Source organism: uncultured Aliivibrio sp. (assembly GCF_946479765.1).
Taxonomy (GTDB): Bacteria; Pseudomonadota; Gammaproteobacteria; order Enterobacterales; family Vibrionaceae; genus Aliivibrio.
The window spans coordinates 96,391-114,813 of the sequence record NZ_CAMLHO010000002.1; the positions used below are offsets into that span (position 1 = coordinate 96,391).

At 42.3% G+C, this 18,423-nt stretch carries 30 protein-coding genes; 28 read left to right on the forward strand and 2 right to left on the reverse strand.

Annotated elements, in window-relative coordinates; translation table 11 throughout:
• The 28 genes from Q1K78_RS01590 to Q1K78_RS01725 all read left to right on the forward strand — a co-directional run bounded on the left by Q1K78_RS01590 (position 1) and on the right by Q1K78_RS01725 (position 15,445).
• A complete protein-coding gene (locus Q1K78_RS01590; protein ID WP_300173717.1) occupies positions 1–252 on the forward strand; it encodes a hypothetical protein in 252 nt (83 codons plus the stop codon).
• A gap of 216 nt (positions 253–468) precedes the next feature.
• Positions 469–729: a hypothetical protein gene (locus tag Q1K78_RS01595; protein WP_300173719.1), complete on the forward strand. Its 261-nt coding sequence runs from the start codon at positions 469–471 to the stop codon at positions 727–729.
• Positions 730–743: 14 nt separating this feature from the next.
• On the forward strand, positions 744–1,667 hold the full coding sequence (locus Q1K78_RS01600) for a hypothetical protein (protein ID WP_300173721.1): 924 nt from the start codon (positions 744–746) through the stop codon (positions 1,665–1,667).
• A complete protein-coding gene (locus tag Q1K78_RS01605) occupies positions 1,667–1,798 on the forward strand; it encodes a hypothetical protein (RefSeq protein ID WP_300173723.1) in 132 nt (43 codons plus the stop codon). The genes Q1K78_RS01600 and Q1K78_RS01605 overlap by 1 nt, the downstream gene beginning before the upstream one ends.
• Positions 1,795–1,926: a hypothetical protein gene (locus Q1K78_RS01610; protein WP_300173725.1), complete on the forward strand. Its 132-nt coding sequence runs from the start codon at positions 1,795–1,797 to the stop codon at positions 1,924–1,926. Before Q1K78_RS01605 ends, Q1K78_RS01610 begins: the two co-directional genes overlap by 4 nt.
• 211 nt (positions 1,927–2,137) lie before the next feature.
• Entirely contained in the window at positions 2,138–2,392 is a 255-nt protein-coding gene (locus tag Q1K78_RS01615) for a hypothetical protein (RefSeq protein ID WP_300173727.1), read from the forward strand.
• 24 nt (positions 2,393–2,416) lie between these two features.
• Positions 2,417–2,620: a hypothetical protein gene (locus Q1K78_RS01620; RefSeq protein WP_300173729.1), complete on the forward strand. Its 204-nt coding sequence runs from the start codon at positions 2,417–2,419 to the stop codon at positions 2,618–2,620.
• Positions 2,617–3,000 carry a hypothetical protein gene (locus tag Q1K78_RS01625; RefSeq protein WP_300173731.1) on the forward strand — a complete coding sequence of 128 codons (384 nt, stop codon included), beginning with the start codon at positions 2,617–2,619 and terminating at the stop codon, positions 2,998–3,000. Before Q1K78_RS01620 ends, Q1K78_RS01625 begins: the two co-directional genes overlap by 4 nt.
• The gene (locus Q1K78_RS01630; protein ID WP_300173733.1) at positions 2,997–3,263 is read left to right on the forward strand and encodes a hypothetical protein; all 267 of its coding nucleotides are present in this window, start codon (positions 2,997–2,999) and stop codon (positions 3,261–3,263) included. The genes Q1K78_RS01625 and Q1K78_RS01630 overlap by 4 nt, the downstream gene beginning before the upstream one ends.
• Before the next feature lie 8 nt (positions 3,264–3,271).
• Positions 3,272–3,541, forward strand: a complete 270-nt coding sequence (locus tag Q1K78_RS01635) for a hypothetical protein (RefSeq protein ID WP_300173734.1) — start codon at positions 3,272–3,274, stop codon at positions 3,539–3,541.
• 55 nt (positions 3,542–3,596) lie between these two features.
• Positions 3,597–4,580, forward strand: a complete 984-nt coding sequence (locus tag Q1K78_RS01640) for a replication initiation protein (protein WP_300173736.1) — start codon at positions 3,597–3,599, stop codon at positions 4,578–4,580.
• Between the two features lie 653 nt (positions 4,581–5,233).
• Complete coding sequence (locus Q1K78_RS01645) at positions 5,234–5,644, forward strand: hypothetical protein (RefSeq protein WP_300173738.1); 411 nt, start codon at positions 5,234–5,236, stop codon at positions 5,642–5,644.
• Between the two features lie 390 nt (positions 5,645–6,034).
• Positions 6,035–6,256 (forward strand): hypothetical protein, encoded by a 222-nt coding sequence (locus Q1K78_RS01650; RefSeq protein ID WP_300173740.1) that lies wholly within the window; start codon positions 6,035–6,037, stop codon positions 6,254–6,256.
• Between the two features lie 220 nt (positions 6,257–6,476).
• A complete protein-coding gene (locus Q1K78_RS01655) occupies positions 6,477–6,728 on the forward strand; it encodes an ogr/Delta-like zinc finger family protein (RefSeq protein WP_300173742.1) in 252 nt (83 codons plus the stop codon).
• A gap of 1 nt (position 6,729) precedes the next feature.
• Positions 6,730–7,074 carry a hypothetical protein gene (locus Q1K78_RS01660; RefSeq protein WP_300173744.1) on the forward strand — a complete coding sequence of 115 codons (345 nt, stop codon included), beginning with the start codon at positions 6,730–6,732 and terminating at the stop codon, positions 7,072–7,074.
• 299 nt (positions 7,075–7,373) lie between these two features.
• Positions 7,374–8,609 (forward strand): DNA circularization N-terminal domain-containing protein, encoded by a 1,236-nt coding sequence (locus tag Q1K78_RS01665; protein ID WP_300173746.1) that lies wholly within the window; start codon positions 7,374–7,376, stop codon positions 8,607–8,609.
• Positions 8,606–9,550, forward strand: coding sequence for a phage tail protein (locus tag Q1K78_RS01670; protein WP_300173747.1), 945 nt, complete (start codon positions 8,606–8,608; stop codon positions 9,548–9,550). Before Q1K78_RS01665 ends, Q1K78_RS01670 begins: the two co-directional genes overlap by 4 nt.
• Complete coding sequence (locus Q1K78_RS01675) at positions 9,543–10,055, forward strand: phage baseplate assembly protein V (RefSeq protein WP_300173749.1); 513 nt, start codon at positions 9,543–9,545, stop codon at positions 10,053–10,055. The genes Q1K78_RS01670 and Q1K78_RS01675 overlap by 8 nt, the downstream gene beginning before the upstream one ends.
• Positions 10,055–10,252, forward strand: coding sequence for a hypothetical protein (locus Q1K78_RS01680; RefSeq protein WP_300173751.1), 198 nt, complete (start codon positions 10,055–10,057; stop codon positions 10,250–10,252). The genes Q1K78_RS01675 and Q1K78_RS01680 overlap by 1 nt, the downstream gene beginning before the upstream one ends.
• A complete protein-coding gene (locus Q1K78_RS01685; RefSeq protein WP_300173753.1) occupies positions 10,249–10,635 on the forward strand; it encodes a phage GP46 family protein in 387 nt (128 codons plus the stop codon). Before Q1K78_RS01680 ends, Q1K78_RS01685 begins: the two co-directional genes overlap by 4 nt.
• Complete coding sequence (locus tag Q1K78_RS01690; protein ID WP_300173755.1) at positions 10,632–11,684, forward strand: baseplate J/gp47 family protein; 1,053 nt, start codon at positions 10,632–10,634, stop codon at positions 11,682–11,684. Before Q1K78_RS01685 ends, Q1K78_RS01690 begins: the two co-directional genes overlap by 4 nt.
• Positions 11,666–12,133, forward strand: coding sequence for a hypothetical protein (locus Q1K78_RS01695; protein WP_300173757.1), 468 nt, complete (start codon positions 11,666–11,668; stop codon positions 12,131–12,133). Before Q1K78_RS01690 ends, Q1K78_RS01695 begins: the two co-directional genes overlap by 19 nt.
• On the forward strand, positions 12,130–13,200 hold the full coding sequence (locus Q1K78_RS01700; RefSeq protein ID WP_300173759.1) for a phage tail protein: 1,071 nt from the start codon (positions 12,130–12,132) through the stop codon (positions 13,198–13,200). The genes Q1K78_RS01695 and Q1K78_RS01700 overlap by 4 nt, the downstream gene beginning before the upstream one ends.
• Positions 13,200–14,078: a hypothetical protein gene (locus Q1K78_RS01705; protein ID WP_300173761.1), complete on the forward strand. Its 879-nt coding sequence runs from the start codon at positions 13,200–13,202 to the stop codon at positions 14,076–14,078. The genes Q1K78_RS01700 and Q1K78_RS01705 overlap by 1 nt, the downstream gene beginning before the upstream one ends.
• Positions 14,079–14,166: 88 nt before the next feature.
• A complete protein-coding gene (locus tag Q1K78_RS01710; protein ID WP_300173763.1) occupies positions 14,167–14,457 on the forward strand; it encodes a hypothetical protein in 291 nt (96 codons plus the stop codon).
• The gene (locus tag Q1K78_RS01715; RefSeq protein ID WP_300173765.1) at positions 14,454–14,852 is read left to right on the forward strand and encodes a M15 family peptidase; all 399 of its coding nucleotides are present in this window, start codon (positions 14,454–14,456) and stop codon (positions 14,850–14,852) included. The genes Q1K78_RS01710 and Q1K78_RS01715 overlap by 4 nt, the downstream gene beginning before the upstream one ends.
• A complete protein-coding gene (locus Q1K78_RS01720; protein ID WP_300173767.1) occupies positions 14,839–15,057 on the forward strand; it encodes a hypothetical protein in 219 nt (72 codons plus the stop codon). Before Q1K78_RS01715 ends, Q1K78_RS01720 begins: the two co-directional genes overlap by 14 nt.
• On the forward strand, positions 15,047–15,445 hold the full coding sequence (locus tag Q1K78_RS01725; RefSeq protein ID WP_300173769.1) for a hypothetical protein: 399 nt from the start codon (positions 15,047–15,049) through the stop codon (positions 15,443–15,445). Before Q1K78_RS01720 ends, Q1K78_RS01725 begins: the two co-directional genes overlap by 11 nt.
• A gap of 146 nt (positions 15,446–15,591) precedes the next feature.
• Here Q1K78_RS01725 and Q1K78_RS01730 read toward each other — a convergent pair whose 3' ends face one another.
• Together Q1K78_RS01730 and Q1K78_RS01735 are read right to left on the reverse strand one after the other, a co-directional pair.
• Complete coding sequence (locus Q1K78_RS01730) at positions 15,592–16,530, reverse strand: phage portal protein (RefSeq protein WP_300174011.1); 939 nt, start codon at positions 16,528–16,530, stop codon at positions 15,592–15,594.
• A 40-nt stretch (positions 16,531–16,570) separates the two neighbouring features.
• Complete coding sequence (locus Q1K78_RS01735) at positions 16,571–18,337, reverse strand: terminase family protein (RefSeq protein ID WP_300173771.1); 1,767 nt, start codon at positions 18,335–18,337, stop codon at positions 16,571–16,573.
• Between the last annotated feature and the right edge of the window lie 86 nt (positions 18,338–18,423).

The window sequence follows — 18,423 nt, forward strand, 5'->3', positions numbered from 1 at the left end:
ATGAATGAAAATAGTCAGCGTCCAGTAATAATCATCCAGCCAGATATGGCCCCTATTCCTTTAAGGGAGTACGCCCAAAAGCACGGATTAACACTTGAAGCAGTGCGATCTATGGCTCATAGACATCAAATTCCAACCCTTCAGATAGGTAAATGCTCAACCATTTATGTAAATCAAGCGCAAATGGTTATGGCTTCATTAGAGGCGGCGGGTTGGGATGTGAAAATCCCTAAAGATAGTTACGTGGCATAAGCATGGTTTCAGTACAAATATTCTCAGTAACAAAGCACCAATTAATCAGCGTTATTCCTGATTGTGAATATTCGTCGAACTTCTACCGCGCCATTGTTGAAATGGAAATAAAACACAATAAATTCGCTGAGGAAATGCTCATATTTCCCCATGAAAAAATAGCCATTATTACGTTAAACAACGACCGACAGGTTGTTATTCGAGAGAATACGGATCATGACAAGCACTAGCGCACTTACTGTTGTATACAACGGATTACTTCAAGGTTATCAATTCCAAATGGAAGCTATGAAAGAAAACAGCACACCTGATACCTCTTTTCATTTCCGCTCTGAAAAAATGCGTGAAAGCCTAACTAATCAAATCGGCTCTCTGTCGCAGATGGCCTACGATCTTGGTGATCATGATCTAGCTTCAACGCTTTTATCGGTAGCAACAGAGTTTGGCTCTGACGCCACTCCACCAATGCCTCTTTAATTCAGGGCTGTATTATGAATATTTCCTTAGCTTCACTAGCTAAAGCATTTTGCATGCTTGTATTGCTTTCGTGTGCGATTACATCTGCATATCTAACGTATTCATTCATGTACGAATTAGGCTCTGCCATTGGTGTGGCGGCTATATTTGCGATTATTGGGATCACTCTTGATTTGGTGAAAACCATTTCACCTACTTTTATACCCACTGTCGCTAAACAGAATTCATTTATTGCCCTACTTCTTGTTGCTCTAACAGGCTCACTTATGGTGATAAGTACCATCGCTTCTATCTCAGCTATCGAGAAAGGTGCAAATCAAATGACGGTAGTCACTAAGCAGAACGTGGCCATAACCGAACAAATCAACAATAAGAAACTGGAGTTGGAAAATTTACAGTTACTTTCTAGATCGCAGCTAGGTGCTAACCAACCATCAAAAGCAGATGGAACAGCAATCAAAATTTCTCGTGTCACTGACGAGTTGAATGCGCTTTATCACGCGCAATCAAACACAAAAGACTCTTCAATTTTGAGCCAGTACGACTCAAAAATCACCTTGTTTATAGCGGTATCTATCGAGGTGGTTTCTGTCGTCATGGCTCTCACTTTACATTCATTAAACACACTTGAAGCAAGTGTAAGAAGTGTATCAAGCCCAGAAAATACAACGGTTACACCGCCAAGTGTAAGTCAGCAAATTCAAAGTGTATTGCCAAGTGTAAGTACAGACAAAACACTTGAGATGCACTTTGCTGCAAGTGTTCTTAATGAAGCGAAGGAAGCTATTTTAAGCGGTGCTGTAAAGCCTAGTTATCGAGGGTTAAAAGCAGCCTTTGGGATGCCACAAGAACAAAGCAAGCAGATATTAAATCTACTGCTCCAACAATCAATTTTAGAGCCGTGGAATAACGGTGGCTACCGACTGAGGGTTACGTGATGCTGAGTTTGGAAGCTTTCTTAGTAAAGATGGTTATTGCTTACATGCAGAATCATGATCGCGCTCCTGTTGATTCGCAGCTGGCGGGTTGGACTGAGTTATATAAAAACTACCTAGGTGCAGCATTATGATGCAGCAACAAGAATTTATCGCAAAAATGTCGATTGCATATATGCAGCAAAATGGCCATGCGCCATCGGTTGCTCACTTAGAAGATTGGGCAAGTTTGTGGCATGTCATATCTAGAGTTTCTTGTTAATGAGGGCTATCTCAACGCGCGGTAAGAGATGTCTATTGTGGCACAGATGGAAAATAGAAGGCTCATATAGCTCTATCACCTATCGATCATGTAAAGACTGCTCCGCAAGAGCTGTTGAACATACACGCAGTGATATTAAGTTAATTGATTGGGACTGGGTTTTTCATGGCAAGAGCCAACTCTAAAAAGGATCGTAATAATGTGTAATTGCTTGAGTGAAACACTAGCTGAAATAACCGAAAAGATAGCAAGTGACCTACCTAATGACGCAGATAAATCGACATTTAACGTCGAGTATCAAAATCGATTTATTAGGGTTGACGGTAAAGAAAACAACGTGATGATTAGGGTTTCTTTTGATTATTACAAAATTAAAAAAGACGAAACTCGCGCCAAAAACAAAACAAACGGCGGTACTAATTTAGCTATGAGTTACTGCCCTTTCTGCGGCAATGAGTATCCATAAAGTAAACCATCAAGGTGATTAAATATGACAGTTTGGACAATACCAGAAGCTACAAAGGAATTTCCTGTCGGTGCAAAAGTTAAGTACTACCCGTTAATAGCAAATAAAAAGAATTTCCTTGAAGGGACTGTTACTAGTGAGCCTTGGATTGTTTGTGGGGAAGTTGTACTTAAAGTCTCAGGCACTGTTGGTGGTTTGAGTATTGACCATCTGGAGTTATCAGAATGAAACCAATTACAAGTAAACAAGAGTTTTTGCTTTTCATGGCCAAAAGATACATGGCTCAACATGCGTATAACGAGCCCTGTGATGAGCGCTTTGATGTGTGGGGAGCTATGTATGACAAGCATCTTTCGCAATCTAATGCGCTTAATGTGACTAAAGGTTGGAAGTATTGCATCTCAGCTTTTGCGCGCTTCTTGTTTGCGGGGCTTCTAATATCCATTCCTGCAATGTTAATTATTTCTACCGCTTTTACGTTGTCTGGATATGAGCCATTAATGGTTGCTTATGCTGCTCTTGTTGTATTGCAACTAACTTATGTGTCGTCAGCTATCAACTTAATCACTAGGTATATAGCTCACGGATTAGCAAGGAAGAAACCATGAAAAACAACTCATTAATAAAAGCAAGTTACAAAGAGCTCTATGCGGCAGTTCGCACAGAAGGAGCTCTTGGTCTTATTGCAGTTCTTGATAAAACTCGCACAAAACACGGCGTTATGATTGCGTGTGATTTATCAGAAAAGGCACACATTGTTTTTCATAGAGAAACTGAAATAAGACGCCATAAATCATTATCTGAGCGATTAATTCAGTACAAGCAATATAAGCTCAGAAGACAGCGATTAGATGAAGCTTTAGGTTGTTAGGTGTTGATATGAAAACAGCAAATAAGTCAGTAACAACTAAACAGCTCTACAAGGATATTTACTCGGCTAATCGAGGTGGCGGATTGCTTGAGTTATTGCTTGCTGTCGATGAAGCTGAAAAGAAAAGCGACCGTTTTACCTCACGTAAAATCGTAGGCTGCATAGATCGTATGCGTAATGAAAACATCGTCACAATTAAGTTTAATTTAGAAGAAAGGCTACGTCACTACAAATTTGAAAAGCACACTGGCCAATGGCTACGGAGTCCCTGTAGTTAAATAATCAACATGAACAACAGCATTACCTTTATTTAATAATTTAAGAGATACATTAGTGAATACAACCAAGCACATTAACGACGAAAACAAGCACAGTGAGCAACCGCTCGCTGCGCTTAGTCGTATGCGCTCGGAAAGTAACGACACGGCACCTCTTGAGTTAAGAACAAATCACTCTCGCAAGTGGGCAATAGCTCCTGTTTGGCATCCGCAAGAATCTCTTAATGCTGAACTCGAAGTTATTCCTTATGCGAAGCGTAAGAAGAAACACATACCGACACTGAATCGTAAAGCGTTCAACACTATCGAAAAGCACGGCGCATGGGTTAGTGCGTTATGGCCATGTTTGGTGCATAAGCTAATTGAAGTAGGTATGCGTAAACGTAATCTATCATTTAGATCTGATCATAAACAAAACATCGAGAATACTCTGCGTTGGATTTCTTACAACTCAGACGCAGTAACAGGTTGCATCAACGTAACTCGCTTATGCATTGAGATAGGTAAAGAGATTAATGTATCAAGCTCTACTATCTCATGGATCATGAAAGAGCTAGTTATTATGGGGATCTTGTACGAGCCAGAACATAGTGGGCAATCTATCCAGGACATAATGCACGATGGACGCCTGCCAAGAACGCTATGTACAACGCCACTCTATTACGAGCTACTCGGTGTTAAGAATGAAGAGCTTGAACGCCTACGTTCAATCGAGATCCAACGCCGCAAAATAGAAGCCGAAAAACGCTACGAGCAATACGACGCGGACATCGCCTTAAAGACATACTGCCAGAGCAATATCCTGCGCGTATGGGAGTACAGGCACGCACAAGCAACTTCTAGCTACACCATCAAACTGGCAGACATGAAGCCAGTGGATCGTCTTACCTATATCTCACGCAAGCTAGTTGAACGCATCAAAGCCAAAGGCTGGGCGGTCAGCACAGACATACCTAACATCACTAAGATGGCCAACAATCTACTAAGCCGCATGGGGCTCTCTGTTAAGCAGAGCGAGCTCTCACCCTCAACACCCTAATCTGTAGTTACCTTGTCACGCTCTTAGCTGAGTGGGCATTGTTATGCCTGTTGTTTATTGCTGTATAAAAAGTAAGCGATAGGCAGCAGTAACGCGATCCATTTTGGCTATATCGAGATCCTTTTTAGATCGTGTTCTATTACTTATACACAGATGTCGGAATAGCCCCCTTTCTAGATAGGTTTTGCCCCTTTGCTAGTCCTGCTAATATTCTTTTGTTATGTGTATCAAAAATATCTTACTCCAACAGTCCCTGTTGTTAAAAATACCTCCCATTAATTTTTATTACGTTCATACGAAAATAGAAACCACAGTGGTAAAAATTAACGGGCCCCACAGCCAACGTTTACCACCGCACAAGAACACAGGCTTATCTGTGTTCGTTGGCTGCGCTGAAAGTGCTTTTTGTCATTCGACAGGAAGGTTGTCCACACTCTGAATATTAAGTGGTAGTTCTTATCGCTACGCGATGGTTCTAGCATGAAAGTAAATGCGAATTTACATACCCGACAATTAACACATACCGGATAAGATATATTGATATCTTTTGAAAAGGCTGTGGTAGAATTGAAAACACATGCAGTCTAGTGCAGTACTATGCAATAGATTTAAAGAAAAACAACACTGCAATCACCAATACTCAAGGGGGAATTATGTCTGACAATGAATCAAAATCAGTAGCACCTATCACTCTAACAGCAGAGCAAGTCATCTCTCTTGTTGGTCACGGTGTAACACAAGAGCAACTTGATAGTGCGCGTCGTGAACTTGGTGAAAAAATGGATAACCAAGATACAAAATTCGATATCAAATTTGATAAGCTCGATGCTAAATTTGACGCTAAGTTTGATCAGATAGATAAAAAATTTGATGCTAAGTTTGACCAACTAGATAAAAAAATTGACACTAAGTTTGACCAACTAGATAAAAAATTTGACGCTAAGTTTGACCGATTGGATGATAAGATCGATAAGAAGTTTAACCTTATTCTTGGATTCCTCCTTGCTAGTACCGCTAGTATTGTTGCGCTTGGCTTCTGGTTAGGTCAGAACGTAGTAAAATAAATCGGAACACTTTAATTTTTTGAGAAAAGATCGCTTATGCGGTCTTTTTTTATGTCTGGAATATGACATGTCTCTTGGTTGCTGCGCGGGGAGGTCTCGTTGCTATTCGGCAAGAGGGTTAGCCACACTCTGAATATTAATTGATAGTTCTTATCGCTACGCGATGGTTCTAGCATTAAAAGAAAGACAAGATCTAGATTGATGGGTTATTTGAAGCCCTGCGGCTTACAGTGGGGTTTTACTGTAACAAAGCGTAATAGGTTTAGAGGTTAGAGCAATAAGAGCGTCACGTGCGCACTGTGGGCTTTGGTGGTAAAAACAAATGTTATCTCTTGATTGTAAATTACGCTATATTTCTGGGGAATCCCCAGAAATTTTAAGGAAATATAAATGAAAGACATATTCATTGAATTACAGAAGTCCACCTCGCTCTCCAACTTCGCCTGCGCTGAGTATCTTGGTATCAGTGAGGCATCAGTCCAGGACAGACGGAACGGAAGATACGCACCTAAGAAAAGTGAGCTTATTGCACTTGCTGTTTATGGCACTACGGCTGGCGATAGCGCATTGGCTTTCTTGCGAAAATTAATAGGGAAAAACAATAGAAAATAATGCTATTTCCTGCTGAAAATAGCAGCATTAATAGATCGCAAATGTTATAATAAGACCTTGATTTGCATTAGAAATAAGCTGTATTTTTAATGTGAGTTCATCTCTATTAATTAAGGTAAATAAGGTGGCACTAAACTTGGCTCTATGTCGAGATTGATGATCTTCGGGAAACCAGACTGTGCTCATGTGCATTAACAATAAGTGATTAGGTAACGTAAATATGGCTCGCCTTCTTTTGGTTGAATGCCCGCACTGTCAAACAAAAGGTAACGTGATCACATCAAAGCGAGTAAGTAGTGAGTTGCGCGAGTTGTATTGCCAATGCGCGAACTTGAATTGTGCCAAAGTGTTTGTTTTGCACTTGGCGTTCTCTCACTACCCAAAGTGTCACGGCGGAAAACCAGATCCTGAATTACAACCAGAGCTGTGCAATAACGATAAACAAGTGGATATGTTTGATGAAGAAGAATGACATGATCTTCCATTTTGGGAAGAAGGCGCTAAATGATGCAATACGAACAGGTAAAAACCAGATATTTCTGTCCGTCTCAGTAGCAGAAAGTGAAGCGATTAACGCATGCGTCGCTCGTCTGGCCAAAAGAGAGGGTTTTGTGTTTAAAGAAGAAAACCCTATCGCATTACCTAACGGCGCTACGTTATCTTTCTTGCTTGCAAGTAACCGCGTAACAGCCGGGCATTGCGGTAATGTTTATGTGATTAACTGCTTTAATGAGGCGAATTTCACTGACATTAGTGGTATAGCGCACTCATGGGCGTTACATAAAAAATATCGCGTTGTTTTTTACTCGGAAGAGTAAAAATACCAGTGAAATTAAATAACCTGATATTTCACAATTAAATAGAATTAAATAAACCCAAAAACGAACGATTGCGATCTTGAAGGTCTGCGCAATAACTGCGATAATGGCAAAGTTTTTCTTTTCTTATCAATATGTTATGCGAATTTCTTTTGCATATTCATGCAGCTCCTATTTTTCGTTTTTTAACCGCGCTGAATTTTGGTGTGGAGGGGGGGGAGTGCCGACGCAACGCCTGTGCGCGCTCCCCTCGTCATAACTATGCGCAACCATGCATACGATCGGAGAATTAGCGCGCAATGTGGGAAAGAAAGTACGAACAAGGGCGATGGAATGGTCTTATGCTCAACATACTGGCCACCGCCATCGATGGCGGTAAGCGGCTGCATGTCAGCGAGATCCCTTACGCTGATCTACCAACCATTAAAGTCATGGGCAGCGCAGCCAGTAACCTTTCGATTGATGTGGTTTTGGTTGGTCGCAACTCCTTGGCCGATGCTAATGCCCTGCTTGCTAACCTAGATAAAACACCCAAGGGTGAGCTTGAGCATCCCTGGCTTGGTGAGCTTCCTCTCGTCTTTAAAACCTATTCCCAAAAGATTGATACTAAGCTTGGTTTAGTCACGCTATCTCTCTCTTTTGTGCGTGACGGTAAATTACCGCCACTGAGTTTGATTGTTGCTTCTGATGCTGCATTCGATGCTACTGTACAATCTGATGAAGTGATGGCTGTCTCATCTGCTACGTTCGTTACTGATATTGATATGGCAAGCATTTCTGATATTGATACGTTACGCACTCGATTTACTGGTCTTGTGACGGATCTACAAGGCATTGCCAGTCGACTATCTATCCCAAGTCAAATGCTCTCGCAGTTAAACCAAGAACTAAACAGTGCGCTTGTTGCTATCTCAAGTATTGCCAATGCACCTGGACAGTTCGCGGAGCAACTCAGTAAGACAGTGAAAAGCGTGGCTAAGGCGGTGCGCTCAGAGGGTAAGGTTGCGAGCGTATTAGTAAGCTCAAGCAGTCCGCTTGCTAGTGATGCGGTAGACAATTCACGCATGGCACAAATATCCATGCTTGAGTTAATCGATCTCAGCGCTCCTAGTGCACACCTTAATGTACAGATAGTGGTTGCGGCTGTACTAATGAGTAAGGATATCGCGGAGCTGACGCAGCGTGATAGTTTTGATGTCGTGCAGTCAAGTACGCAACCCCTATTCATACTCAATGATTTAAAGCGCATCACTACCGAAATGGAAGTGCGCATAGAAGATGCAACACGGGTATCTACTCTCGAGAGCCTTGAGTTATTCAATGCACTAGTGGTACTAAAAGATGGTATTAACACGCAAATTGGTAAAGTAACCAAAGGAAGTGTACCAACTCGACACAAAACATTACCACGACCAGTGCCAGCACTCGCGCTTTCGTACCAGCATCGCTCTAATGCAGAGTTAGTCGCGGCATTAAATCCAACTCAACATCCGCTGTTCTTACGTGATGTCGTTGCGATAGAGGTGGCGTCATGAGCCGCTTGACCTTGTTTATTAATGGGCAACGTATTCCTTTTCTGAGTGCGGATGTTAGCTTTTCTATTGAACAGCTCGCGCATACCTTTACCTGCAGTATTGCGCCTATGGTGATCATAAAACCCTTACCGGTTGAGTTTAAGCTCAATGATAAACGCATCTTCATTGGCTCTATTGATACTGCAAGCTCAAACACCGCAAGCAGCGAGTTTGCTATGAGCCTTTCAGGTCGCTCTTTGAGTGCCAATATGATTGATTCTAAGATCACAATGGATGCGGTTTATGATCAAACGTTGGACGCATTGGTTAGTAGTGTTGCTAGTGATTTTGGTTTAACCGTGACTTCACTTGTCGATACCTCTGTGCTTGGCGTGATTGAAGAGTTTCAAATTAATGCAGAATCACCTGTCGATAACTTTTCGCAACTGGCTAAAGAGCAAGGGGTAATACTGATTGAGCGCAACGGTGCCCTAACCATAGAAAACCCTGCGCACGCCGCCCTTCAGGGTGTGCGACTTGAGGTTGGAAAAAACATTAAATCAATCACCATCGATCGCAACTTCACCAAGCAGTTCTATCACATCGAAGTGCAAGGGCAATGGAATGATGCGCATGCAGTAGTCACTTATGCACCGGCGAATACGCAACGTAAAATGGTGATTATATCCGACCAATTGCAAAGTGCAGCTTCTTGCAAAGCGCGTGCAGAGTACGAGCGTGACTTAGCCATCGCTCAAGGTCTAACGGTATCCACCTCGATACCGGATTTGTTTAATGAGCTTACTGGCGATGCGATTAATCGCATTATTCCCGTGATTGATGCACATCAAAAATTTAATGAGCAGATGCTCATCAAGTCATTAACACTGTCAGTCAATGACTCAAGCTCTGAAACTAAGATTGAACTGTTTAGACCATTCGAGGAGAAAGCCGATGTTTAATCGTGTGATGAATCGCATTAAGAACCTTTTTGCTATTGGTGAAGTGACCGGCGTTGAAACTAAAGTGTTGCAGATAAAGACCTCAACAGGTCGAACGAATGATCGCATTAAGCGATTGCATAACTACGGTTTCATGAGTCGCCCTAACGTGGGCGCGCGTTCATATTTATTATTTCTGGGTGGTGTTCGCAGTCGCGGCGTATCGTTCTGTGTTGAAGACGAACGCCATGAAATGGAATTAGAAAAAGGCGAAGTAGCCATGCTTGATGATAAAGGCAATCTGGTGCATTTCACCAAGAATGGGATCGTCATTACCACCAGTGAGAAAGTCGAAGTGAATGCAAAGAAAGACGTTGGCGTTACCGCAGGCGGTGACATTATTGCTAAAGGTAAGAACATTAAACTGAATGATGGTACCGGTGTTATTACCTGTGAAAGCACTTGTCATTTCACGGGCGGTCCTCATGCAGATGGCTCAAGTGTCGTCTTTGCGGGGAAAGTCTAATGCCATTAGATAAGAGTTCGCTTAAGGCCAGAATCACCAAAGAGATGAACAGCAAAGGCATTGTAACCGAAGGGGAATTTGCCAAGGCCGCTGATTTAGCTGAAGCCATTGCCAATGCCGTTGTGGATGAGATCATGATAAATGCAATGGTCGTTATAGATAAGGGCAGCTCTGCGGGGAGTTATAAAGTCTCATGAGCTATTTTAATTTGAACGCATTAACTGCCCCGCTAACCAGTGTGGATGGATTAACTCATGCGGTATTACAAAGTGTGTTGAATCATTCAGCGTCAACGCAGAATGACCGTGCACGCATGGGAAGTGATGAGCGTGGGGGGTGCTGGAATGAGGCTCATGTACGTGCAATGGGTTCGCGTGACTGGACACTTGCTCGTGAAAAGAATACCCCTCAAACCCTTATCCGAACGCGGCAATTTTATGAAGACGCACTGGCATGGTTGGTTGATGAGGGCTGTGTCCGATCTGTGCATGTAGATGCGGTTACGCTCACAAGTACTACCATAGGCCGAAAGGTCATTATCATCACTAATGAAAATGAGTCACTAGAGGTTCCATTATGAGCGCGCAACGCAGTCTTTCTTCTTTAGTTGAGCGAGCAAAGTCTACGCTTGTTGCTAAAACAGGCCAAAACAACCCTGCGATAGACGCCATTGCCTGTGCGATTGCGGGCGTGAGTTATGGTCAATATGGGTATCAAGACCAGCTCTTTCGAGAGCTATCCCCAGAAACCGCCTCAGAGTCGTGGTTGTATCTTCATGCCAAGCGTTACAACGTTGATCGGCTATTGCCAAGTTTTGCGCGCGGTTTTGTGCGATTTGAATCACTCGATGGCGTTGTTCTTATTCCGAAAAGTACTCTGGTTGTTAGCGATCTCAAGCTCGAATTTATTACTCTCGAAGCGCGTTATAGTGATACTGACGTACCAGTAATGGCATTAAACTCAGGTATATCAAGTAACCTTAATAAAGGGATCGTCCTTACATTACCTAAGGCAATAAGCGGCATCAACCCAAGCAAAGTACAATGCCTCGGGATTAATGGTGGTGCTGACATTGAAAGCGTTGAACATTGGCGTCAGCGTGTCTGTACTGCATTTAACAAGGGTGTATTAGTTGGCCGTAGAGAAGATTATGAAGCCTGGGCTGTATCTGCTCATGCTGATGTGGATTATGCCTGGGCGTTGGATAACACTCCTGAGCGCGGCATGGTTCAAGTGTTTATCGGGGCAAGAGAAAATAACCCGACTCTACCTCAGGGTGTGATCGATACTGTGCAAGTGTACATTGAAAGTGTTCGCCTTGCAGGGTGTCACCCTATCGTTGGCTTACCAACACCAAAACCCATTAATGTTGAAATTCAAAACGTACAAGATGAAAACATTCAAGCAAGTATTCTCCTTGCTCTAGAAGAGTTATTTAAAAATAAAATGGGTAAGCGTGATGAGTCGGTGATACCACCCAAACCCGTATCTATATCGCCTACTGAGATCGTGCTTGCCATCGCGCCTATTACCAACAATTACATCGTGAAACAACCAACAGAAGAGCAGTTTATTACCAGTAGTGAAATACATACACTTGGAGAGATCATATGGACACCTCTGATCTAATTAGTAAATACACTGATGATGATTTTGCTCACGCTATTCGTCAACTCTTACCCAAAGGAAGGTACTGGCAAGATACTGACAATGCAGAGCTTATCAACTTAATTTCAGGTATGGGTGCTGAATTTAAAGTCACTCACGACGAGGTTCAGCTTGCTTTGCTTACGGAGTTTGATGGTGCGTTGTTTGGTTGGAAATTAAGTGACTACCAAGCTTTGCTTATCCAAAGCAATCTTGAAGGTGCTGTTTACGATGACGTTCATCAACCTAACCTGATTTTTGTTTCGCTCGCATCAAACGAGCGCAGTGAAAAAGCATGGCATGATTTTGAGCAAGTTCGCCTGCCCCACACGGCTATTCAGTGGATATATAGCACATCAACCAAGCTGCACCTGCAGCTTGGTAATGCTCGATACATTAGAAATTCCCATACGCATAAGGCGACTTTATGAGTTTATTAATTACCGATGCAGGTATTGCTGCATCCATTCAAGCATCTAATCTTGGTGTGAGCTACAAAATCACTCAAATTGCAATGGGTGCATCCGGATATACACCAACCCATAATCAAACCTCGCTGCGCGATGAAACTGCGCGTCGACCTATCACGCAAGGCTCTGTGCCTGGGCTAGGTCAACTGCACTTTGAAGTGTTATTTGATGGTGATATCGAATATGAAGCGCGTGAAATAGGCTATTTTCTAGAGGATGGGACGTTGTTTGCGGTTGATAGTCGCGATGGTGACATTATCTCAATAAAAAGATCGGATACGGTCATTACTGAGATATTTGATTTAACTCTTTCTGGAACTGAAATCGACACAATTACCGTTGAAATCATTGGTGCTGCAAATGCCACTGAGCGCATAGCCGGAATAGCCAAAATCATCACTAATGAACAGGTGGATGCGGGAATAGATGACAGTGCATTTTTAACCATTAAAAAGATAATACGAGCTTTTGATGCACCTTATCTAATTAATAAATTGGTGAATAATCTATGGTTGAAACTCGCGGCGAAAATCTTTCCTGTGGGCGCTGCCATTCCTTGGTTCACTGATATTGCTCCTGATGGGTTTTGTATTATGAAAAACCAAGCCTTTGATTTAGTGGCTAATCCTGAATTAGCCAAAATCTGGCCTAATGGCATTATCCCTGATATGCGAGGTTGTGGTGTTATTGGTAAAGAAGATGGAGAAGCGGTTGGGGTATTTCAAGAAGGGCAAATTAAAGAGCATGGGCACCCTGATTCAATGGTAGGTTCTATAGATTTAGGAACAAAAACAACGAATACAACAGGTAATCATACCCACCCTTACACATCATCTGGCGTATCGGGTGGAGGGAACGGAGTAAATAGACATGCGATTAATGTTGGAGCAACAACAGGAGCGTCTGGTAATCATGCGCATTCAGTGCTAATTGGCTCTCATGCCCACGCCGTCATGATTGCTCTATTTGGTGCGTTAAAAAACACCATTGACCACCGTAAAGTTAACTGGATAGTGAGAATGGCCTAATGAATGAATTTTTTAAGATGTCTCAAAGCGTCAGTGTATCTCGACTTTCTCTTGAGGGTTGGTGGCTAGGAAACTGCACTGAGCATGTCGCTAAAGGAACAGCTCTTGGTTCTGACTTTACACAAAATATCTACACTCCATCAAGGGATGGAATGATTGCTCGTTATGACCGAGGATTAAGTCAGTGGCTAGGTGAAATTGAAGATATGACATGGAAGTTGTTCTTTGATGTTTATGGCCGTGAGTTTGTTATTGGAGAGCCTGATGGGGATTATCCGGAAGGGGTGATAAAAGAAGAACCACCAGAGTATGATAAAGAAACACAAACCGTCCTTTTTAAAGATGATGCGTGGAAAGTTTTTGCGATTGAATTGGGTAAATCGTATTGGGATAGAGAAACAAACGAATTTATTATTTCTGATTACAATTTCACGCTACCTGAGAAACACAGCTTCATTAAACCACCAAAGGCAGAAAAAGGCTTTGTAGTTCGTTTAGTTGATGACAAGTGGAAGCAGATTGAAGATCATCGTGATAAGGTCATTTATGAGTGTAATGATTGCACTCAATCAGAAGTTGTGGAAAGTATAGGCTGTATCAAGCAGGGATTTACTTGTGATGAACCAGGTACTTTCTATGACGAGTGGATTGACGGCGTTTGGGTAACTAATCAAAGCAATAAATACATTGCGGATTTTAATCAAGTAGATGAGACTCGTCGAGGCTTATATGCTCGCGCTTGTGATCCGCTCATTGCAGAAGCGAATATCAAGCGGTTGCAAGGACGTGAGCAAGAAGCTATTGATATGGAAACTCAAACATTAGCAGCAAGGACGCGCATTCAAACAGATCATCCTTGGCCTGAACCGTTAATTTAATGCCACCAAAACCCAATCCTTTGATTGGGTTTTTCTTTATTGACATATATAGAAAAACCGCTCATTCATTTCACTTCGCGCGTGGGATATGCTCAAGGTAAATTTATTACTTGAGATTGTTATGTCTGAAAAAGATATCGCTCGTATTGATACTACTATGAAGCACTTGGTGGAATTAACAAAAGAGCAGAATATTACTCTGCACAAGATGCTTGAAACTCTTACTGATACTCGAACTACAGTGGCAGCCGTTTGTACTCAGCTGGACTCTCATTCCGAGCGTATTGGGAAATTAGAGTCTGATAAATCATGGTTAGTACGATTAATCTTCGCTGCATTTATTGCTGCGACTATTACTGCAATTAAGGTGACGCAATGAATAGATTTAGTAAAACAAGTGCAGCACGATTGGCAACTTGCCACTCTGATTTAATAAAGGTATTTACTCGCGTTCTTGAGGTTTGTGACTGCTCCATTCTCTGTGGTCACAGAACAGAGAAAGAGCAAAATGCGTTACCAAGCAACAACACCCAAGTTCGCTACCCAAACAGCAAGCATAATTCATTACCAAGCAAGGCTGTTGATGCAACTCCATATCCTTATGACGAAAAGGATCGTGAGCGCTTTAGTTATTTTGCAGGTGTAGTGATTGGAGTTGGTATTTCAATGGGTGTGGCTATTCGTTGGGGCGGGGATTGGGATAGCGATTTTGATCTTAAAGACAATAACTTTGATGATTTAATGCACTTTGAACTCATTGATGATAACGCCTAAGAAATTTGATGCATGGCGTGCATGGCCGCGGTTGATGAGTCTCTTTGTGGGTTATATGTGGGTGGAGTTTAATAACTATTTTTTCTCCATCCCTATCAATGAACACAGTGAGTTTGCGCTCGTTCAGTATGCAGCAATCACCGGTGTATTTATTGGCTTTTGTAAGTTCTACATGGATACAGGAAAACGACTCAATGCAGATTAAAATAATCCTACTTATCCTGGTCTGTTTGTTTGGGGCTTTGTTTTTTGTTTATCGTGAAGGTTACGACAACGGCTTTACGACTGCTATAGGCCAAATACAAACCCAAAATGCAAAGCATGTGGATACGGTGATTAAAAAGGCCAATGGCATGGTGATGAATGATGAGAAAGTCATTGATAAATTCATTACCACGCAAGCTGAATTTATCAAGAGTGTTGAGGTTGTGAGTGTTCAGGATAAAGTTAATAAAAAACCACATAAAGCAGTGGCGGTTGTTGTTAAGGAAGAAAGCAACCATGAAACAAATAATGCTGTGCGGATTGTTGGTATTGATGATGACGAGTTGTACGAGCTACAGCGTCTCACAAGAGCCGCTAACGCCCATTAATAGACGAATTGACAGTGCATTATCTCTGCCCTGCGCAGAGCTTCCAATGCCTGACAGTGTGGATAAAACCGCCCACTTTCAATGGAAGAAGGCGGTCATTATTTTATACCAGGAATGCCGCGCAAAGCATCGAGCGATCCTTGAAACTATGCAGCCTTAGAGGGGTTATCTAACCCTTCATATTCTTTAATCGTAATAATATCCATCCCAACAAAATCATTCAGCTCACACACTGACTCCAATAACGGTACTAGCTCGTTTTTATGAAATACACGATCTACTTTGTTTAAATCACTGCTTGAACTAAATCCCTCTCGAACAATGCTCATCAACTCTAACGGGATACGATGACTGGCCAGAACGTCATTGGTCGTCATGCTCTTAATATCTTTAAAGGCATCCTTTGCTTCTACTTGACCGATCGGGGTTAGTTCTGGCTTTTTGCCATCTTTGCCTTTTGCGTTAACGTAGATGTTTTTAAATGCTCCGCCCTTTGAGAGTTTTTGTTTGATTTCGTTCTCTTGGTCGCCAGTAAGATTCGGGTCATTCATATAAAGAATATACCCTGCATGCGAGCCGTTAATGTAATACTTACGACGGAACAAGGTTGCATCTTCATTTAACCAAATAGAGCTTAATGCGCCGATGTATTGCGGTAAACCATACAGCTCTTGAGATACATCGTATTCAGTTAAGTGAAATATCTGACCGACACGGTAGTCAATTTGCCCTTCATCACTAAACTCTTTAGGCTTATAACAATACTCGTCTATCTTTTCTTTGCGACGCATGAATAATGCAGGCAAATGCTTAATAGCAACAATCTCACGAAACCCATTGCGAACCACCTGAAGGTAACCATTACCAAAGGTTAAGAAGTCCGCCACAAACCGCTTAAAATCACGCTTCTTAAGTAATGGGTGTAGCGTAACTGAACTACTTGCCATATTACCTTTTACGTACAGTGCAGAGCCATGCATGGGATTGGCTCGCACCGCTTTTGCGAGCGTATCAAGTGGAATGGGTGTTTCATATAAGCCATTAACAAGCGCTACTTCCATATAGCTGAGTATGTCACTGCTCATGACGCTTTCTGGTATATCAAAGGTGATCAAAATACGCTCCTTATGAGAATGAAATTGTGGTTGTGTTGTCGTTTAAAATATCAATCGGCTCCCAATGCAGAACATGCATTGCGGCCCACGCTAAATCGGCGTGCGATCCTTTTTTGGTTCGATTGGATACCATTGTGATCTGATTGCTTGCCTTGGTAGTGTGCTGTCGTATCATTAAAAAGGAATGAACCACATCATCCCAATCATCACCAAACTGAAGGCGGCCTGCGTTTATGATCTCTCGTGCCTTATACGCCATCATGCGCTTCACTTCGGGGCTGTAATCTACCTCTTTCAAACTTGGGTAGAACTTACGTACCAATTCAGCCACCGCCGAGCCTACGCCGCCCACATCCATTTCCAAATGCACAACGTTGTATTTCTCAGTGATTTTTTTAATGGCGCGGGCTTGCTCTTCATAGCTCGATCCCTTTAAGCGAATGCGCTCTAAGAATCTAAATACGCCACCTTTCTTTTTCGGTTTCAGGCTAACAACAAGACCTGCATCATCTGCCCCCTCGCCTTGACCACCGCCTCGAGGATCGTATCCAACCAATGCTTCAGCATCCCCTGCAGGGCGCTCACGCTCAAGGTGAATATCTTTCCATTGCAAGGTATTTGTTTTACAAGCAAGTAATGCCGTGATGTTAAAAAAGGACTCTGAATCATCCAAAAACACACAGCGAAGTAAGTTGTCAAAAATGCTTTTAATTGGGTATTTTCGGCGTAACTTGTCCATATTGAAGAAGTTTGCGCCCCCCTTGATGGCATCATCAACCGTGATCATTTGACGGAAAATGCCATCCGCCCCCATCGCGCCATTTCTCAGTGCTTTGTGGCTAATATCAATACCGAGCTCTTTAGGCCCAGACCATTTTGGATACGCTTCGTGCGCTGTCGTTGATGGTGTAGACAGGTAGGTCGTTCGATATTTCGCATGAATTGACATCCCTCCAGCAAGATCATCTAACTCTTGGAATTTTGGGATCCAGAACACTTCATCAAAATATAAGTGACCATTAAAGCCTTGGCTGGTGCGCGAGTTCGTCGATAAGAAGTTTAAGCACGCGCCATTACTGAGCCATAACTCATCCTTGCCTTTGAGTTCAACATCTCCAATCTCTAACGCAAAACGGCGAATGTAGTTCTTAAATATCTCACTCTGCTTACGAGAGGCAGATAAGAATACTTGGTTATCACCATTTAAAACCGCATCCTCAAAAGCTTCAAACGCAAAGTAATACGTAAGCCCTATCTGGCGAGATTTTAAGTAAAAGCGAAACTCGTTAATGTCGTCATTGCATTTATGATCGCGTATGTCCTTCTGGTATTTAAAGAAGGTTTTCTCACGAAACTCAGCAAGCATCTCGGCAGTGATACCTGAAATGTCATTTTTAACTTTGTTGTTCGGGCGACCGCGAGGCACACCATTACCACTGTCGCCCTGGCAGGTTTTCTTTTTTTTGCGCTCAGCGGCTTTATCTCGTTTGTATTTTTGCTCAAGCAGCATCTCAAGTTCAGTTAATTGCGAAGCGTGCTTTCTGTCAATCCACAGTAAATAAGCAATGCGCTGACGAAGCATTAGCTCAACCGGCGAATCATCGCGCATCTTCTTCCAACCAAACTTAGATATCCATTGCTGAACCGTTCGTGGATTAACGCCCAGCTCGTCAGCAATTTCTTTGGTTTCGTACTGGCGTAAATACAAACCAAGGGCATGAGTTTGCTCTTGGTTATAAATGGGAGTTTCATCCAGTTTTTTGGTTTTCTCGCTCATGGATTTTCACTGTTAATCATCACTAAAAGCAGTGTGCTACAAATAAATCAATTACTCAGTAATCGGTTTTTCTCTATTACTGAATA

What these genes read in the sequence shown, in the direction of transcription:
- Q1K78_RS01590 (WP_300173717.1), top strand. Translation starts at nt 1, where the DNA reads ATGAATGAAAATAGTCAGCGTCCAGTAATAATCATCCAGCCAGATATG.
- Q1K78_RS01595 (WP_300173719.1), top strand. Translation starts at nt 469, where the DNA reads ATGACAAGCACTAGCGCACTTACTGTTGTATACAACGGATTACTTCAA.
- Q1K78_RS01600 (WP_300173721.1), top strand. Translation starts at nt 744, where the DNA reads ATGAATATTTCCTTAGCTTCACTAGCTAAAGCATTTTGCATGCTTGTA.
- Q1K78_RS01605 (WP_300173723.1), top strand. Translation starts at nt 1,667, where the DNA reads ATGCTGAGTTTGGAAGCTTTCTTAGTAAAGATGGTTATTGCTTACATG.
- Q1K78_RS01610 (WP_300173725.1), top strand. Translation starts at nt 1,795, where the DNA reads ATGATGCAGCAACAAGAATTTATCGCAAAAATGTCGATTGCATATATG.
- Q1K78_RS01620 (WP_300173729.1), top strand. Translation starts at nt 2,417, where the DNA reads ATGACAGTTTGGACAATACCAGAAGCTACAAAGGAATTTCCTGTCGGT.
- Q1K78_RS01625 (WP_300173731.1), top strand. Translation starts at nt 2,617, where the DNA reads ATGAAACCAATTACAAGTAAACAAGAGTTTTTGCTTTTCATGGCCAAA.
- Q1K78_RS01630 (WP_300173733.1), top strand. Translation starts at nt 2,997, where the DNA reads ATGAAAAACAACTCATTAATAAAAGCAAGTTACAAAGAGCTCTATGCG.
- Q1K78_RS01635 (WP_300173734.1), top strand. Translation starts at nt 3,272, where the DNA reads ATGAAAACAGCAAATAAGTCAGTAACAACTAAACAGCTCTACAAGGAT.
- Q1K78_RS01645 (WP_300173738.1), top strand. Translation starts at nt 5,234, where the DNA reads ATGTCTGACAATGAATCAAAATCAGTAGCACCTATCACTCTAACAGCA.
- Q1K78_RS01650 (WP_300173740.1), top strand. Translation starts at nt 6,035, where the DNA reads ATGAAAGACATATTCATTGAATTACAGAAGTCCACCTCGCTCTCCAAC.
- Q1K78_RS01655 (WP_300173742.1), top strand. Translation starts at nt 6,477, where the DNA reads ATGGCTCGCCTTCTTTTGGTTGAATGCCCGCACTGTCAAACAAAAGGT.
- Q1K78_RS01660 (WP_300173744.1), top strand. Translation starts at nt 6,730, where the DNA reads ATGATCTTCCATTTTGGGAAGAAGGCGCTAAATGATGCAATACGAACA.
- Q1K78_RS01665 (WP_300173746.1), top strand. Translation starts at nt 7,374, where the DNA reads ATGTGGGAAAGAAAGTACGAACAAGGGCGATGGAATGGTCTTATGCTC.
- Q1K78_RS01670 (WP_300173747.1), top strand. Translation starts at nt 8,606, where the DNA reads ATGAGCCGCTTGACCTTGTTTATTAATGGGCAACGTATTCCTTTTCTG.
- Q1K78_RS01675 (WP_300173749.1), top strand. Translation starts at nt 9,543, where the DNA reads ATGTTTAATCGTGTGATGAATCGCATTAAGAACCTTTTTGCTATTGGT.
- Q1K78_RS01680 (WP_300173751.1), top strand. Translation starts at nt 10,055, where the DNA reads ATGCCATTAGATAAGAGTTCGCTTAAGGCCAGAATCACCAAAGAGATG.
- Q1K78_RS01685 (WP_300173753.1), top strand. Translation starts at nt 10,249, where the DNA reads ATGAGCTATTTTAATTTGAACGCATTAACTGCCCCGCTAACCAGTGTG.
- Q1K78_RS01690 (WP_300173755.1), top strand. Translation starts at nt 10,632, where the DNA reads ATGAGCGCGCAACGCAGTCTTTCTTCTTTAGTTGAGCGAGCAAAGTCT.
- Q1K78_RS01695 (WP_300173757.1), top strand. Translation starts at nt 11,666, where the DNA reads ATGGACACCTCTGATCTAATTAGTAAATACACTGATGATGATTTTGCT.
- Q1K78_RS01700 (WP_300173759.1), top strand. Translation starts at nt 12,130, where the DNA reads ATGAGTTTATTAATTACCGATGCAGGTATTGCTGCATCCATTCAAGCA.
- Q1K78_RS01705 (WP_300173761.1), top strand. Translation starts at nt 13,200, where the DNA reads ATGAATGAATTTTTTAAGATGTCTCAAAGCGTCAGTGTATCTCGACTT.
- Q1K78_RS01710 (WP_300173763.1), top strand. Translation starts at nt 14,167, where the DNA reads ATGCTCAAGGTAAATTTATTACTTGAGATTGTTATGTCTGAAAAAGAT.
- Q1K78_RS01715 (WP_300173765.1), top strand. Translation starts at nt 14,454, where the DNA reads ATGAATAGATTTAGTAAAACAAGTGCAGCACGATTGGCAACTTGCCAC.
- Q1K78_RS01720 (WP_300173767.1), top strand. Translation starts at nt 14,839, where the DNA reads ATGATAACGCCTAAGAAATTTGATGCATGGCGTGCATGGCCGCGGTTG.
- Q1K78_RS01725 (WP_300173769.1), top strand. Translation starts at nt 15,047, where the DNA reads ATGCAGATTAAAATAATCCTACTTATCCTGGTCTGTTTGTTTGGGGCT.
- Q1K78_RS01730 (WP_300174011.1), bottom strand. Translation starts at nt 16,530, where the DNA reads ATGAGCAGTGACATACTCAGCTATATGGAAGTAGCGCTTGTTAATGGC.
- Q1K78_RS01735 (WP_300173771.1), bottom strand. Translation starts at nt 18,337, where the DNA reads ATGAGCGAGAAAACCAAAAAACTGGATGAAACTCCCATTTATAACCAA.